We start from the raw sequence: 15,419 nt of genomic DNA on the forward strand, positions 1-15,419 counted from the left end.
AACGCTGCAATCCGCAGTTGCTGACGAGTATCAAACGGCTTGCCCCAGCGTTTGTCTTAACCGGTTGGTCCATCCGGCTGCGGCGGTGTCGAAGATGATACGCACTATCTGCTGATTACTGACACCCAAGGCCAACAGTGGGCTGATATGTTGATGGCTAAAGCGTTCCGGTGCACGGGTCAGCTCGGCTACAGCATAGATAAGTGGGTGAGTAGTTGGGTCATCAGATTGAGTCGCTAAAGCATTCTCAATCCCCAACTCAAGTGCCTCAATCAACAAGGCATTATGGCTGACTTGTTGCAATTGGTGTTTGTTGATAGCCAGACAGTAGCGGCTACCATTGATGCGAGCCGTCACCAACGCGACCAATGCCAGCCAATCAGGTTGTTGAGGGCGATGTTGCCGGGTGATTATGCTGCTATAAGCGATCAGGCTTTGTTGATGATATTGCAGCAACGCACTGAGGGTTATCTCTGCTTCATCTGCTGATGGCTCAGGTGAAATGACCCCATGGGTTGCCTTTGAGGGTAACCAACCTTGCCATTGCACCACAGATGGCGCTATCAAGCCTGCGGGTGCATCTTCCATGCGCGGGAAACCGGGCAGTATTACCGTAGGATATCCGGCTAAGGCAGAAAGAGCCGCCACCACTCGGGCTTGATAACCAACAAAACCAATAATCTGCGATAAAACGATAATGTCTGCATCGGTTAACCCCACATCAGCTAACTGTTGCAAAGCATGTTTATCAATTAATGTCGGTTGGCTGGCCAGTTGACGGGCATATTGGGTTATTTGTGTCAGCCGCATATTACTTTCCCGCGATGCGTCCGGGCTGGAAAGAGGGGTAAGTCGGGTGGCATAGTGGCTACATAACCGCTGAACGCCAGTAACCTGAGCCACGGTCAGTGCACTACTTAAACGGTCATATAACGAAAATGTATTGTCTCGGTCCAGCTCGACAGTGAGCGGGAAAAGTGCCTGATACATCGCATCTGAGGCGGAAATAATAGCCGCATGCTGGCGTAAGGGGCCATCTAATCCGGCGGGAATTGTGTCAGCTAAACCGAGCAAAAATATATCCCGTTCAACAATCTTATCGCTATTTAGCAGATTGTCGCTATTACAACCATTAGCACTGTAGTGCTCGTCGGTGACGGGGGCGGCATAGATCTCCGGGTTACCGCTGCGTTGAGTTTCATGATACCAATGGGCATGATCTTGTTGTCGAAATTGCACCATGATGACCTCCGTTAGGGGCAGCAACACGCCCAGGTTAACGATAAAGAGGTTTTAAGCATCATTTGGCTATAAACCGGGAGTGAATCAGCGACAAGGGTAGGTAGTGCGGTATCGGACCGGGAGCATGGCAAGGTAGTAGGTATCAACATCGGCAAGATATCCTGTTGTTTTATGGAATGTACACAGTGGATATCATTGCTGATTGAGTTTGCGAGATAAAATAATGTTAAACCATAATCCATAACAAAAAGTAATAACATATTATTATATATAACAAAAATGTTGTTACGTTAGTGAATTAATGACTAAAGAAGCAGGAAAATCCGCGCTGAGGTGAGCGCGGAGTGGGGTATCGTGAGGAAATGGCTAGGCAGAAAACCCGCTTAGAAATGGCCAGAGTCCCGCCGCCAGGCATCAGCAGTTAAAGCCTCACCAAAGTGGCTGGAAATCAGGCGCTTAGTCAGATCATGCAGCGGGGATGCCAACACCTCGGCCGTGCTGCCACGCTCCACCACTTCCCCTTCATGCATCACAATCACTTGATCACTGATATGTTTCATCATGCCTAAGTGCTGGGTGACATAAATATAAGATATGCCATGTTTTTCCTGTAATTCCAGCATCAGATTAATAATCTGTGAGCGCATGGACATATCCAAAGACGCCAGGGCTTCATCGGCAACAATCACTTTAGGTTGCAGGATAAGTGCGCGTGCCAGTGCGATACGCTGCTTTTGGCCGGACGCCAACATATGCGGATAATAGTTAGCATGATCAGGTAGTAATCCCACCTGCCGCAACGTCTGATAGATACGTTGCTCACGAGCCACTGCGTCTAAATCCGTGTTCAACTTCAGTGGTGCATCCAACAGTTGGCCGATGCGTTGACGAGGGTTAAGCGAGGTGCTCGGATCCTGAAAGATCATACGAATACGCTGGCTGCGATAAGCATAATCACCGTAGGACAGGCGATGATCGTCAATCAGCAATTCGCCATCAGTTGGTTCAATCATACCCGATAGCATTTTTGCCAAGGTGGATTTACCTGAACCGTTCTCGCCAATAACCGCCAGTGTCTGGCCTTCGCGTAAAGTAAAACTGACCGATTTAACCGCTTCCACATGCTGACGGCGAAATAGCCCAGTACGGTAGCGGAAGGTTTTACTCAGATTACGGACTTCGAGCAGAGTCTCTGCCATTATTGTTCCTCCAGATTTAACGGGAAGTGGCAGGCAAAGGCGTGGTTTTTTACCAGCCGCAAGCGCGGTGTTTCAATACAGGTTTTCTGCGCATAAGGGCAGCGAGGCCCAAGGCGACAGCCAACGGGCAAGTGCTCCAGTGATGGAATAGCGCCAGGCAACGTATTTAAGCGACTTTTATGTGGCAGAGAGCGGCCAAAATCAGGCATTGCACGGATCAGCGCCTGAGTATAAGGGTGGTGGGGCGCGGCCAGCAGGTCTTCGCAAACGGCACTTTCCACTGTTTGGCCGCAATAGAGCACATTAACCCGATTTGCCCATTTGCTCATCATCTGCAAGTCATGGCTTATTAACAAAATAGTGGTGTTGTTATTCTGATTAAGTCGCGCCAGCAGACGGAAAATTTGTGCCTGAGTCGTGGGCTCCATGGCATTGGTGGGTTCATCGGCAATGAGCAACCGGGGTTGATTTGCCAGTGCAATGGCAATCATCACCTTTTGGCATTCGCCTTCGGTCAGTTCATAGGGATAACTGCGCATAATATCTGTGTGATCTTTAATCCCCACACGGTGCAGTAATTCTATTGCCCGCCGTTTGCGCCAATGAAAACGCTGCCACCAGCGCCCTTTATACGTCCAGCCCGGTATCGCTTGTATCAATTGCTGACCAATACTTTCTGAGGGATCCAAACAGGACTGCGGTTCCTGAAAAATCATCGAGATATTATGGCCGATCACCTTACGTCGTTCGCGTGGCGTCAATTGCAACAGATCGATATCGTCAAAGCGAAAACGGTCAGCGGTAATACGCCAGTTATCTTTACTGACGCCACAGATAGCTTTGGCGATTAAACTCTTACCGGAACCGGACTCACCCACCAGGCCACGGACTTCACCCTCAGTCAGGGTAATACTGATGCGATCAACCGCTTTGACCATCCCTTCAGAGGTCATAAATTCAATAGTGAGGTTACGAATATCAAGTAACGGCATTATTCCACCCCCGAATTAATTGCCCGGCGCATGCCATCGCCCAACAGGTTAACCAGCAGTACGCTGACTAAAATTGCGCCACCCGGCAACATCACGGTCCACGGGGCGACATAGACTAAATCAAGTGAGTCCCCCAACATCGCACCCCACTCCGGTGAGGGCAATTGCGCACCTAAATCCAAAAAGCCCAATGCGGCAATATCCAGGATTGCCATTGACAGCGCACGGGTAAATTCAGTGACTAGCACAGCCGCAATATTGGGGAAAATAGCATAAGCCAGAATATGAGGGGTGGACGCGCCGTCTAAACGGGCGGCAATAACATATTCTTTATCCAACTCATCATGTACGGCGCTATAAATGGTTCGTACCATTCGAGGTAACAGTGCCAGCCAAACGGCGAACATGGCATGTTCTAAACTCGGCCCGACAAAGGCGACCACAATGATGGCCAGCAGCAGAGACGGGATAGAGAGCAGGGTATCCAGCACATGATTAAGAATAGCGGAACGAAAGCCGTGAGTGATACCGGCAAATACACCGAGCACCACGCCACACAGCGCCGCAGCAAGGGTTACCAACAGCGCAGAACCATAAGTCGATGCGGTTCCTGCCAATAATCGGCTTAAAATATCGCGGCCAAGATCATCAGTGCCAAGGAAGAACGAAACGTTGCCATAGCGTGACCAAGAGGGCGGGAGCAGTTGGTAGCCCAAAAACTGTTGGTCAAGGGCATAGGGGGCAAGTGTATTGCCCAACACACAAAGCACTAATAGGGCGAGGACGCCGTAGAAGCCCACCATTGCCAAGGCATCGCCATAGAAAAGCCGCCAGGTATACAGCAGCGGACTGGGCATTTTCTTCTCACGGTAGACATTATCGAAGGGCATACCATTCCTTATGCTTTAACGGTGTCATCATTGCGCCCAGAATATCTGACAGGACATTAATGACGATAACCAACGACCCAACCACCATCACACCTGCAGAAATCGCAGCGTAATCTTGCTGGCGAATGGCGTTAATCAGCCAACGGCCCAACCCCGGCCAGTTAAATACCACTTCGGTTATCATCGCTAACGTCAGCATGGTGGAGAACTGTAGCCCCAGTTTCGGAATGATCGGGGGCAAGGCATTATGCAACACATGACGGCGAATAATGGTAAAACGCGATAAGCCGCGAGTAGCCGCCGCTTTAATGTAGTTTTGCCCGATAACATCATCGGTACTGGTGCGCATCAGACGAATGACTTCGGTCGTTGGGGCCACCGCCAGTGCGGTGATGGGTAGGATCATATGCTGCACAGCACTGAGCATCATCTCTTTGCGATACGGTGAGGGGGATAGCCATGCATCGACCAGAGCCAGACCAGTGACCGGTTTGACCTGATATAACAGGTCAAACCGACCAGAAACTGGCAACCAACCTAAATGCAGCGAAAAGAACAGCATCAGTAACAGCGCCAACCAGAAAACAGGAATTGAGAAACCGAGTAATGCGATAGAACTGATGGCGATATCAGCCCATTTACCACGCATTACACCGGCAATAATGCCCAACGGAATGCCGACAAATAACGCCAGTGTAAAGGCCAGCACACATAATTCCATGGTGGCAGGGAAGGCTTCACGCAATTGCTCACTAATTGGCTGACTATTGATGCTAGAAACCCCAAAATCCCACTGAAGTAAGCTACTGAAATAGAAGCGGTAAGCATCAGGTAAGGATGCACCATTTAACGGTGCATGAGGGGTAAAATAGCTCAGACTAAAACTGACCAGTGACAACATAAATAATGTTATCACTAACAGTAATAAGCGCCGTAACGTAAAGATAATCATGGTTTTTTGCCCTCATCGCTCTCGCGGAACACGCCAGCAAAAGAAGAATTGCCAAACGGGCTTAATACCAAACCTTTAATGTCATAACGGTATGCCTGCAACCGTAATGAAGATGCTAATGGCAACAGTGGCAATTGTTGCTCTAAAATACGCTGGGCTTGCTGATAATATTCAATACGCGCGGATAATTGCTGTGAACGTAATGCTTTTTGCAGCAGTTCATCAAACGCCGGATCACACCAATGAGCATAGTTTGTTTGCGAACGGATTGCCGCACAGCTTAATAGTGGGCGGAAGAAACTGTCCGGGTCATTACTGTCTGTCGACCAACCCGTCAGCGTCAGATCATGGTTCATCTCCATCAGCCGCGCCTCTTGGAATCGGCCTTCGACCGGCACGATATTGACCGTAATCCCCACCTGGGCCAAATCAGCCTGAATCAGTTCTGCTGTCTTTAATGGGCTGGGATTATAAGATTGCGAGGCAGTTGGTACCCATAGATTGAGTTGCAATTTAGTCAGGCCAAGCTGTTTTAAAATATCTTTAGCTTTTTCTGGATTATATTCGGTTACTTGAGCCTGATTGTCATAAGCCCATGATGCGCGTGGTAAAATAGACGCTGCGGTTTCAGCCGTGCCGTAATAGATTGACTGCATCAATCGTTGGTTGTTAATCGATAATGCAATCGCCTGCCGCACCCGCTGATCGTTGAGCGGCGGTTTACGGGTATTGAACGCCAGATAGGCCACATTCATCCCTGGGCGCAGTGTCAGGCGCAGGCGCGGGTCATCACGTAAGATAGATAACTGGCTAGCAGCCGGATAGGCCAACACATCACATTCGCCGGTCAATAATTTGGATAAACGCCCGGTTCCCCCCACGCCTAAGTCAATGACCACCTGAGGCATGCGTGGTAAGCCTTTCCAATAGTTACTGTTACGGAACAAACGAATATATTGCCCAGAGCGATATTCGTTCAACAAGAAGGGACCAGTCCCGACAGGTTCCCGATCGATCTGTTCCTGGCGGCCTTTTTGGGCCAGCACATCGGCATATTCGGCAGAAAGTACCGGGGCATAATGGGTAGCCAGATGCCAGAGGAATGAGGCATCGGGCGCTTTCAGCTTAAACTCAACTGTATAGTCATCCAGTTTTTTGACACTTTGTACTGAGTCAGCAAATTGCAAACTGTCGAAGTAGGGATACTCGCCACCATTAACATTATGATAGGGGTGCTGTGAGTCAAATACCCGCTGAAAGCTGAATATCACATCATCTGCGTTCATCATCCGGGTTGGGGTAAACCAATGGGTGGTCTGGAAGGGAACGTCTTTTCGTAAATGAAAACGATACGTGGCACCGTTATCCAGCACTTGCCAACTTTCAGCTAATTCAGGAATTAAACGGTAGGTATAAGGGTCAACGTCCAGCAGGCGATCATAAAGTTGTGCTGCCAGAGTATCGATAGTTAACCCGCTACTGGCCATTTGCGGGTTAAAGGTATTTAGTATCCCGCTGACACAATAGACGAAACCGCGTTGGCGGATATCCGGCAGCGGTTGATCGGGCTGGGGCGCTGGGGCGGGTTGCGCCAGCGCTGATGTCGCAAGGCAAGACAACGACAGCAACCAAATAAGTAAAACACGCATAAACGCTTCGCAGTAAGTAAGCAATACTCATAGTGTACCGTAATCTGACACGCCTCCCAATCCATTGAGCAAAACAACTGCACCGTCTGCTGGTTGTTGCAGCAATTGAGGTGAATAAACAGCAAATTGTTGTTTATACGATAGGAAGTTGTGAGGGCAATTGTCTGTGGTAGCCATATTTGACTCGGTAAGTGAACATAATTCCATCAGAATTAGTATGGGAATGAGAAAAATTCTCAACAAAGTGTTTGCAAGTGCTATTGAGAACCATTATCATCATTTTGCTCTTCAGGATAAGGCCAATAGCTTCTGGCTTTAGACAGGAAAGCACGACATTGCTCACATTGCTTCCAGTGTTTTTTAAGCCAGCTCGGGTGCTGGCTTTTTTTTTGCCTGTCGTCGTCTGGTCCTTTCATATGTTATGTGTACTGACGTTCGATCACGATTTAATTATAAATGATAATGATATTTATCCTGTGTGTACTCAGTTTTTTTGGATTATGAAATCAATACATCCATTGCTATATTAATAAATGAAAAATATTAGTACTGAAACTGTATTTATATATTCTGGTGGCGTTATGAAATTATGTCAATTAATGATTTTATTGTTTGTTTCTTGTGTGATAAGTATGAGTGGTTGGGCTAAGCCGCCGGATATTGTTTGGCGTGTTGATACCCGCGATTATCAAGAGATATTCAGTCAGGGTTTTCACTCTTTAGGTGATAATGATTCTGTAGTTGAACACCTTAGTGGCAGAAGTTGCCGTGGTGACCATGCCACATCAGCAGATAGTATATTTATTTCTACTACAGCTGATAAAGTCTTTGCTTATAATTATTTAGAGCGAGTTTTGAAAAAAATACAAACGACAATGGGCAGTGATGCTCTGGTTTATCTTTATCAGATAAGGGCTGATAGTAATATGTATAGCGCAGATTATACATTGGATTTTATATTACGCGTGGGGGCAAGTGGTATGCAACAGGAGCTTCACCATATTTTTCGCTATTCACTGTTCTTATCGGAATGGATGGCGCATAGCAGAATTTTAGGAGAACAAATTATGTCAGCAACTTCATACCTGTTGCGTCAGGGCAGAGTTATAGCTAATGAGTTTATGCCTAACCCGTTGTATCGGCAAACGCGATCGAGTGCCAGTGCGAATCCTTATCGCAATACTTTAATAATACCGTCGAGTCTGAATATAATGCGAGTCTGGATGTTAAGAATGGGAATAAGACCGATGGTCAGGGCGTGTTTTGGCAGTATGAAGTCAACGAACCACAAGCGGAGTATAGATTCAATTTATCGAGGTCATGGCAGAATGTTTAAGTTAATCGCCATTTTATAAAGTTAATATTGCTAATATGTAGAGGTTATATTATGAAAGTGGTTATTTATGGGGTCGTTGTATTATTTTGCAGTTCGGTATTGGCGACTAAACCTGGTGATTTAAAATCACAATGTGATGCTGATAACAGCATAATGATTTATAATCAGATAATTAAAAAATATAATGCGACTATTATGTGGCGACCGGATGATATGTCGCTTAATGCGATTAATATTAAAATAGATGATACATGGTATGGAACTATAGCAGAAGATAAAGTTAATGGTAATGGAGCGAAAGGGTTATCCAGTTTTGCACAAGCCGCTTATTTAATTAATCTCCCTGTCGATGTCTGTGTTAAAGGTAAATATCTGCGGGGGCTGGAGGGGGTTCATTAGTTTTTCGCTCAGATCAGCCGGTTATTATCCTCTGCACTGAACGAAATGAGAGGCTAATTCTTTTCTACTGACCAATATCACCGCTTAAAATAGCATGCTTCTTTAACATGCCACGTAACTGATGATAGGTTAGCCCGAGTAAACTCGCCGCTTTGCGTTGATTGAACCGCGCCTGTTCCAAAGCGTGTTTCAACATTTGCAGTTCACTGTTATGCAACCACTGCTTTAGGTCGAGAGGCAATTGAGGAAGTTCAGAAACGTGAACGTCTGCCATTTGCGGCGCTTTGTTTTCACGGGGCTGTCGGGGTGCAAAAGGATTAATAATAATATTATCCAGTGGCTGACTGCTGCTGCCATGGCGATAGACTGAGCGCTCAACCACATTTTTTAACTCACGGACATTGCCCGGCCAGCGGTATTGCAGTAATTGCGCTTTTGCTGCAGAGGTGAAGCCCGGGAACAGCGGCAAACCTAACTCTCGGCACATCTGGATGGCAAAGTGTTCAGCGAGTAACATGATATCTTGCTGACGTTCACGTAACGGTGGTAGTTGCACTACATCAAAGGCGAGCCTGTCCAGCAGATCGGCGCGGAATTTACCTGCCTGCGCTAAAGCGGGTAAATTGTCATTGGTAGCACAAACCAGCCGGACATCCACTTGCAGCGGCTGACTGCCGCCAACGCGCTCCAGATGACCATACTCAATCACACGCAGTAATTTTTCCTGCACTAACATCGGCGCTGTTGCCAGTTCATCCAAAAAGAGCGTACCCCCATCCGCGCGTTCAAAACGCCCTAAATGGCGCTTCTGCGCACCGGTAAACGCCCCCGCTTCATGACCAAACAATTCTGAGTCGAGTAAGTTTTCATTCAACGCGGCACAGTTAAGTGAGATGAACGGCCCTTGCCAACGGTTTGATAAATAATGTAACCGGTGCGCAATCAGCTCCTTACCGGTGCCCCGTTCACCAATCACCAATACCGGCTTATTCAACTTTGCCAGCCCGGAAACTTGTTCCAGCACTTCAACAAAAGAGTTTGCTTCGCCTAACAGGTTTTCTAATTGCTCGCTCATGATGAAATTCGCCAATAGTTGGTTAAAATACTCACTTTACATTCTATCTTAATTTAAGCATAAAATATTTTTTTGTTACTTTTCAACTTATTAAAACGCATAAAAAGTTGGCACGACTCTTGATAATAGTTATTCCAACAGAGTTAGGCGAATGGGTGCAATCAGACGCCACTATTTCAGAAAGCCATTAAGTCAAAGAGGATATAAATTATGGGTATTTTTTCACGCTTTGCCGATATCGTGAATGCCAACATCAATACATTGCTGGATAAAGCAGAAGACCCGCAAAAATTAGTGCGCCTGATGATTCAGGAAATGGAAGATACTCTGGTAGAGATTCGCTCAACATCCGCTCGAGCATTAGCGGAGAAAAAACAGTTGTTGCGCCGTATCGATCACAGCGAAAGTCAGCAGCAAGAGTGGCAGGAGAAAGCCGAGCTGGCTCTGCGTAAAGATAAAGAAGATTTAGCCCGCGCGGCACTGATTGAAAAACAAAAAGTTGCTGCATTGATTGATACACTGACCCGCGAAGTGGCCACAGTGGAAGAAACACTGAGCCGTATGAAACATGAGATTAGCGAGTTGGAAAGTAAGTTAACCGAAACCCGTGCCAGACAGCAGGCGCTGACCTTGCGCCATCAGGCGGCTGCGTCATCTCGTGATGTGCGCCGCCAACTCGATAGCGGAAAACTCGACGAAGCTATGGCGCGTTTTGAGCAATTTGAGCGCCGCATTGATCATATGGAAGCTGAGGCTGAAACTGTGGGGATCGGCAAACAAAAGTCGCTGGAAAGCCAATTTGCCGAACTGAAAGCCGATGATGAAATCAGTAACCAGTTGGCCGCGCTGAAAGCGAAAATGAATTCGGCCGAGTAAGGGAGTTGGTCCACGGCCGTAAGCCATGACTTTTACGCTGACTCATCGCGTTAGTAGCGAATATATACCGGGCAGGCCGTTGGGAATAAAGCGGCCTGCCATAATTAAAATGCGAATACCCGCCAGATGATTAAGGGGAACGAATGAGTATCCTGTTTCTTGCCATACCACTGACCATTTTTGTGCTGTTTGTCGCACCTATCTGGTTATGGCTGCATTACAGCAATCGCCAGCAAAGTGGCGCTCAGCTTAGCCATCAGGATATGCAGCGCTTATCACAGTTAACTGATGATGCTCGCCGGATGCGCGAACGTATTCAGACATTAGAAGAAATTCTTGATGCACAACATCCGAACTGGAGACAGTCATAATGGGCGATGTTTTTAAAAATACGATGTTGAGTGGCAAAAAGCTGTATCGGGTACCGGAAGAGGGCATGATTAAGGGCGTATGTGCCGGTCTGGCTCACTATTTTGATATTCCGGTGCGATTGATTCGGGTGATGGTGGTGTTATCTCTGTTCTTTGGTTTGTTTGTTTTTACTATCGCGGCTTATATCGTACTGACTTTTATGTTGGAACCGGCACCCGCAGCCAGTTTTAGTGACCAGCATGAAGCCACGCCCCGCCAGCTTCTGGATCAGCTAGAATTTGAGTTGGGGGCTGGTGAGCAGCGCTTGCGTCAGGTAGAGCGCTATGTCACCTCTGAGACTTTCGGTGTCCAGAGCCGTTTTCGTCAGTTGTAGGGTTAACAGACAGTTATAGTGCTACCAGACAATGATTGATCCCTGGGCGGTTGCCCATAGATCAAGAGATGTTGTTATTTATCAATATGGCCTGCCAGAGGGCAAAAGATGAACAATGATCCCACCCGTTCACGCGCAGGTGTAGTATTAACAACGCTGGTTAAAATGGTGTTTACTGTCGCATTGACCTATGGACCGGCCGGTGCTGCGGGCTTAATAGTAAAGAGTGTGAGCCGTAAGCCCCTGCGTTGGTTGCTGCTGATGCTACTGGAACCGATGTTAAAACGTGCAATGCAGGTAGCCGCGGGCCAATTTGCCAAGGAGAAGCATGAAACGACTGCAAAATGAGATCACGTCTTTGGTTAATCGAGGGATGGATCGCCATCTCCGCTTAGCAGTAACCGGCTTGAGCCGCAGCGGGAAAACCGCCTTTATCACTTCGTTAGTGAATCAGTTACTTCATGTCCACAGCGGTGCGCGTATGCCGCTGTTTTCTGTTGTGCGCGAAGATCGGCTACTGGGCGTAAAGCGGGTGCCGCAGCGCGATTTGGGTATTCAACGTTTTACCTATGATGAAGGGCTGGCGTCGTTATATGGCACTCCGCCAAACTGGCCAACCCCAACCCGTGGTGTCAGTGAAATACGCTTAGCACTGCGTTTTCGATCTGGTGATTCGCTTTTGCGCCATTTTAAAGAGACATCGACACTTTATTTGGAAATCGTCGATTATCCCGGTGAATGGTTACTGGACCTGCCTATGTTGGAACAGGACTATTTAAGCTGGTCTCGCCAGATGGCTGGCTTGCTACAAGGGGATCGCGCACAGTGGGCCAAACCGTGGCTGGCATTATGTCAGCAGTGTGATCCGTTGGCACCCGCAGACGAAAATCAGCTAGCGGCTATCGCGCAGGCCTATACCGATTATCTTATTCGCTGTAAGAATGAAGGCTTGCATTTCATTCAACCGGGGCGGTTTGTCCTGCCTGGGGATATGGCCGGTGCACCTGCATTACAGTTTTTCCCGTGGCCGGAGGTGAATGAACTGAGTGAATCGCGACTGGCTCAGGCGGATAAACACTCCAATTTGGGCATGCTACGTACCCGTTTTAACTACTACTGTAACTCGGTTGTGAAAGGCTTTTATAAAGAGCATTTTGTCCGATTTGATCGGCAAATTGTGCTGGTGGATTGCCTGCAACCCTTGAACAGCGGGCCGCAGGCATTTAATGATATGCGCCTGGCTTTGACACAATTAATGCAAAGTTTTCATTACGGGAAACGCACGTTATTCCGCCGCTTATTCTCGCCGTGTATCGATAAGCTGATGTTTGCGGCAACTAAAGCGGATCACGTGACGGCAGATCAACACGCAAACCTGGTGTCGTTACTCCAGCAATTGGTGCAGGAGGCCTGGCAAAATGCCGCTTTTGAAGGGATCAGCATGGATTGCGTAGGGTTGGCATCGGTACAGGCGACAGAAAGTGGCATGGTTGAACATCAGGGGCAAAAAATCCCGGCATTGCGTGGTCATCGTTTGCTGGATGGTGTACCGCTGACGGTATTCCCAGGGGATGTCCCAGCGCGTTTGCCTGGCCCGGCATTTTGGCAGCAGCAGGGTTTTCATTTCGATGAATTTCGTCCACAAGCGGTGAATGTTGATAGCCCATTGCCCCATATTCGGCTGGATGCAGTGATGGAGTTCTTATTGGGAGATAAGTTGCGATGAGTGAGCCGTTGAAACCACGGATAGATTTTGAACAACCTTTGCAGCCCCTTGATGAACCAGTATTAAAAGCAGCACAGGCTTTTGATCAACAAACCGCAGAGAACTTCTATCCTGCGGCACCTGAACTCGATGCTGAAGATGAAGAGGGGCGGGTGGAAGGGCTGGTGAATGCTGCGCTAAAACCTAAACGCAGTCTGTGGCGCAAAATGGTGACAGCCGGACTGGCACTCTTTGGCGTCAGTGTGATTGCTCAGTCAGTGCAATGGGTTAATCAGGCTTGGCAGCAGCAGGATTGGATTGCGCTGGGAGCAACGACCGCCGGTGGGCTGATTGTCGTGGCCGGTATTGGCTCGGTGTTGACGGAGTGGCGGCGCTTATACCGTTTACGCCAGCGGGCCGAAGAGCGGGATATCGCACGTGAACTCTTGGTGAGTCACGGTATCGGGCAAGGGCGCGCCTTTTGTGAAAAACTGGCGCGTCAGGCCGGACTGGATCAAGGGCATCCGGCACTGCAACGTTGGCAGGCGTCCTTGCATGAGACGCATAACGATCGTGAAGTGGTTGAATTATATGCCAAACTGGTGCAGCCGGCACTGGATAACCAGGCACGGGCAGAAATTAGCCGCTACGCTGCCGAATCCGCATTAATGATTGCGGTCAGCCCTCTGGCGCTGGTGGATATGGCTTTTATCGCCTGGCGTAATATTCGTCTGATTAATCGTATTGCCGCTCTGTATGGTATCGAGTTGGGATATTTCAGCCGAATTCGGTTATTCCGCTTAGTGTTACTGAACATTGCCTTTGCCGGAGCTTCCGAATTGGTACGCGAAGTGGGTATGGACTGGCTATCACAAGACTTGGCCGCGCGTTTATCCACTCGTGCGGCGCAAGGGATTGGGGCGGGGCTACTGACAGCGCGACTGGGTATCAAAGCTATGGAGCTATGCCGCCCGCTCCCGTGGTTGGATGGTGATAAACCTAAGCTGGGAGACTTCCGCCGTCAGTTGATTAGCCAACTGAAAAATGCGTTGCCCAAAAAAGACAAAGCCAATCCATAACGGGTTAAGTTTCAGTGCCGGCCCACTATTTCAATCGGGGATCGAAGGCAAAGGAGAGTGCTTTGGCGGTACTCAAGCAGGCCTGAAAATCTTTGTGGCGCGGATTGACCAGCATATTATGTTCTGAAGGCACCAGTGTGGATGGGACCAGCAATCCAATTGATGATTCTGATTCCAGCCACTCTGTGCCGATATCCATCGTAGCCGCAGGCGCGGGGTCATTGCGCCAGTCCAGTGGCCAATCCTGTGGTTGTAACAGCATGATATTGCTGTCATCAATCTCAATCTGGAATAACTCAAACTCGCTGAGTGTTGAGCTGTCTTGAATATGTACCAGTGTTTCCAGCATCGCCAGTGACACACTACTGGCTAAATAGATGGCGGCGTGGCCTTTATGATTCCAGCGCCCACCATAGATTTCAGCGCCATAACCGGTCCAGGTTGAAGCCAGGTAGCGGCGCATCACGATGCGATAAAGCATCATAAGTATTGCCCTGTCTGGTTGCGCGTGATTGAGTACTTATCCATGTCACCTTCCCTATATCACTTTTATCCTTCCGGGCACTCAGCTATGAAAATACACCGTGTTCCAGCCGCCCAATTAAATCGCAGATTTCTAACGCGCCGGTTTCGGTCTCCAGCAGTGAGTCAGGACTGCGGTGCCCAAGCCCCTTAATGGGTGTCGACATCCAGACGATAGCTTTGCCTTTATCACCACCGAAGAGGTCAACTGCGGCATCCATTACCCGCACGAAGCGCGCGATTCGCTCACTCTCTTCTGGTGTAAAACGGCCATCATGGGTGCGTCGGCGGGTCAGGCTACGGCTGGGAATACCGGTAGCGCGCAATATTTCAGATTTAGGCATAGAGGCCCAAAGATGGATACTGTCGATGACATCGACAGAAAAACCCAGCTTGATGCTGTCGACTAATACCGTGCCACGGCTGGCTGGCAAACCAATTTCTCGCCAGAGTGCCCCTGCTTTCGTTGTGGGGGTAGGTTGATAAGCTCTCATGTAACCTCCTCGGTCATGTGGCTACCTATACTATAGCCACTTGGCCGATGTAATGCAAAGTGTCACCTCACCTTGACGAGGGGCTGATACTGTTAGTCGTTATATTATTCTAAATTATTCATGAAAATAATAATAACCAGCTATATCTTGGGTGTGCAGACGCGGAAAATCTTATCTTGACGGCATCGGCCAGGAAAAAAATCAGTAAAAACCCGATTCCTGTCAACTTTTGCTGACAGACTGCTTCATCAGTAAGGGGGGACA

General features: G+C 48.3%; 17 protein-coding genes. 8 read left to right on the forward strand and 9 right to left on the reverse strand.

Annotation, left to right across the window (positions count from 1 at the left end; translation table 11 throughout):
* Nucleotides 1-30 precede the first annotated feature (30 nt).
* The 6 genes from EL015_RS10235 to sapA all read right to left on the reverse strand — a co-directional run bounded on the left by EL015_RS10235 (nt 31) and on the right by sapA (nt 6,924).
* Nucleotides 31-1,242 (reverse strand): CMD domain-containing protein, encoded by a 1,212-nt coding sequence (locus EL015_RS10235; RefSeq protein ID WP_032906087.1) that lies wholly within the window; start codon nt 1,240-1,242, stop codon nt 31-33.
* A 383-nt stretch (nt 1,243-1,625) separates the two neighbouring features.
* Nucleotides 1,626-2,441, reverse strand: coding sequence for a putrescine export ABC transporter ATP-binding protein SapF (sapF, locus tag EL015_RS10245; RefSeq protein ID WP_032906086.1), 816 nt, complete (start codon nt 2,439-2,441; stop codon nt 1,626-1,628).
* Nucleotides 2,441-3,433 (reverse strand): putrescine export ABC transporter ATP-binding protein SapD, encoded by a 993-nt coding sequence (sapD, locus tag EL015_RS10250; RefSeq protein ID WP_005184431.1) that lies wholly within the window; start codon nt 3,431-3,433, stop codon nt 2,441-2,443. Before sapD ends, sapF begins: the two co-directional genes overlap by 1 nt.
* Nucleotides 3,433-4,323, reverse strand: coding sequence for a putrescine export ABC transporter permease SapC (gene sapC, locus EL015_RS10255; RefSeq protein WP_032906085.1), 891 nt, complete (start codon nt 4,321-4,323; stop codon nt 3,433-3,435). The genes sapD and sapC overlap by 1 nt, the downstream gene beginning before the upstream one ends.
* Nucleotides 4,310-5,275, reverse strand: a complete 966-nt coding sequence (gene sapB, locus EL015_RS10260; protein WP_032906084.1) for a putrescine export ABC transporter permease SapB — start codon at nt 5,273-5,275, stop codon at nt 4,310-4,312. The genes sapC and sapB overlap by 14 nt, the downstream gene beginning before the upstream one ends.
* Entirely contained in the window at nt 5,272-6,924 is a 1,653-nt protein-coding gene (gene sapA, locus EL015_RS10265) for an ABC transporter substrate-binding protein SapA (RefSeq protein WP_005184427.1), read from the reverse strand. Before sapA ends, sapB begins: the two co-directional genes overlap by 4 nt.
* A gap of 581 nt (nt 6,925-7,505) precedes the next feature.
* Between sapA and ytxA the strand changes: the two genes are divergently transcribed.
* Nucleotides 7,506-8,279, forward strand: coding sequence for a putative AB5 enterotoxin ADP-ribosylating subunit YtxA (ytxA, locus tag EL015_RS10275; protein ID WP_032906083.1), 774 nt, complete (start codon nt 7,506-7,508; stop codon nt 8,277-8,279).
* Between the two features lie 32 nt (nt 8,280-8,311).
* Nucleotides 8,312-8,659, forward strand: a complete 348-nt coding sequence (gene ytxB, locus EL015_RS10280) for a putative AB5 enterotoxin binding subunit YtxB (protein ID WP_005184422.1) — start codon at nt 8,312-8,314, stop codon at nt 8,657-8,659.
* A 64-nt stretch (nt 8,660-8,723) separates the two neighbouring features.
* On the opposite strand, the gene pspF is transcribed toward ytxB, so the two are convergent.
* Nucleotides 8,724-9,734 (reverse strand): phage shock protein operon transcriptional activator, encoded by a 1,011-nt coding sequence (gene pspF, locus EL015_RS10285; RefSeq protein WP_005184420.1) that lies wholly within the window; start codon nt 9,732-9,734, stop codon nt 8,724-8,726.
* A gap of 210 nt (nt 9,735-9,944) precedes the next feature.
* Between pspF and pspA the strand changes: the two genes are divergently transcribed.
* The 6 genes from pspA (at nt 9,945) to EL015_RS10315 (ending at nt 14,139) form a co-directional block, all read left to right on the forward strand.
* Complete coding sequence (gene pspA, locus EL015_RS10290; protein WP_005184417.1) at nt 9,945-10,610, forward strand: phage shock protein PspA; 666 nt, start codon at nt 9,945-9,947, stop codon at nt 10,608-10,610.
* Between the two features lie 143 nt (nt 10,611-10,753).
* Entirely contained in the window at nt 10,754-10,981 is a 228-nt protein-coding gene (pspB, locus tag EL015_RS10295; RefSeq protein ID WP_032906081.1) for an envelope stress response membrane protein PspB, read from the forward strand.
* Entirely contained in the window at nt 10,981-11,355 is a 375-nt protein-coding gene (gene pspC, locus EL015_RS10300; RefSeq protein ID WP_005184415.1) for an envelope stress response membrane protein PspC, read from the forward strand. The genes pspB and pspC overlap by 1 nt, the downstream gene beginning before the upstream one ends.
* A 108-nt stretch (nt 11,356-11,463) precedes the next feature.
* A complete protein-coding gene (pspD, locus tag EL015_RS10305) occupies nt 11,464-11,703 on the forward strand; it encodes a phage shock protein PspD (protein WP_005184410.1) in 240 nt (79 codons plus the stop codon).
* Nucleotides 11,684-13,081 (forward strand): YcjX family GTP-binding protein, encoded by a 1,398-nt coding sequence (locus tag EL015_RS10310; protein WP_032906079.1) that lies wholly within the window; start codon nt 11,684-11,686, stop codon nt 13,079-13,081. Before pspD ends, EL015_RS10310 begins: the two co-directional genes overlap by 20 nt.
* Nucleotides 13,078-14,139 (forward strand): YcjF family protein, encoded by a 1,062-nt coding sequence (locus EL015_RS10315; RefSeq protein WP_032906077.1) that lies wholly within the window; start codon nt 13,078-13,080, stop codon nt 14,137-14,139. The genes EL015_RS10310 and EL015_RS10315 overlap by 4 nt, the downstream gene beginning before the upstream one ends.
* Before the next feature lie 25 nt (nt 14,140-14,164).
* On the opposite strand, the gene EL015_RS10320 is transcribed toward EL015_RS10315, so the two are convergent.
* Nucleotides 14,165-14,623, reverse strand: coding sequence for an RES family NAD+ phosphorylase (locus EL015_RS10320; protein WP_005184404.1), 459 nt, complete (start codon nt 14,621-14,623; stop codon nt 14,165-14,167).
* Between the two features lie 85 nt (nt 14,624-14,708).
* Entirely contained in the window at nt 14,709-15,155 is a 447-nt protein-coding gene (locus EL015_RS10325) for a DUF2384 domain-containing protein (protein ID WP_005184401.1), read from the reverse strand.
* Nucleotides 15,156-15,419 lie beyond the last annotated feature (264 nt).

It is taken from the genome of Yersinia intermedia (assembly GCF_900635455.1).
GTDB classification, from domain to species: Bacteria; Pseudomonadota; Gammaproteobacteria; order Enterobacterales; family Enterobacteriaceae; genus Yersinia; species Yersinia intermedia.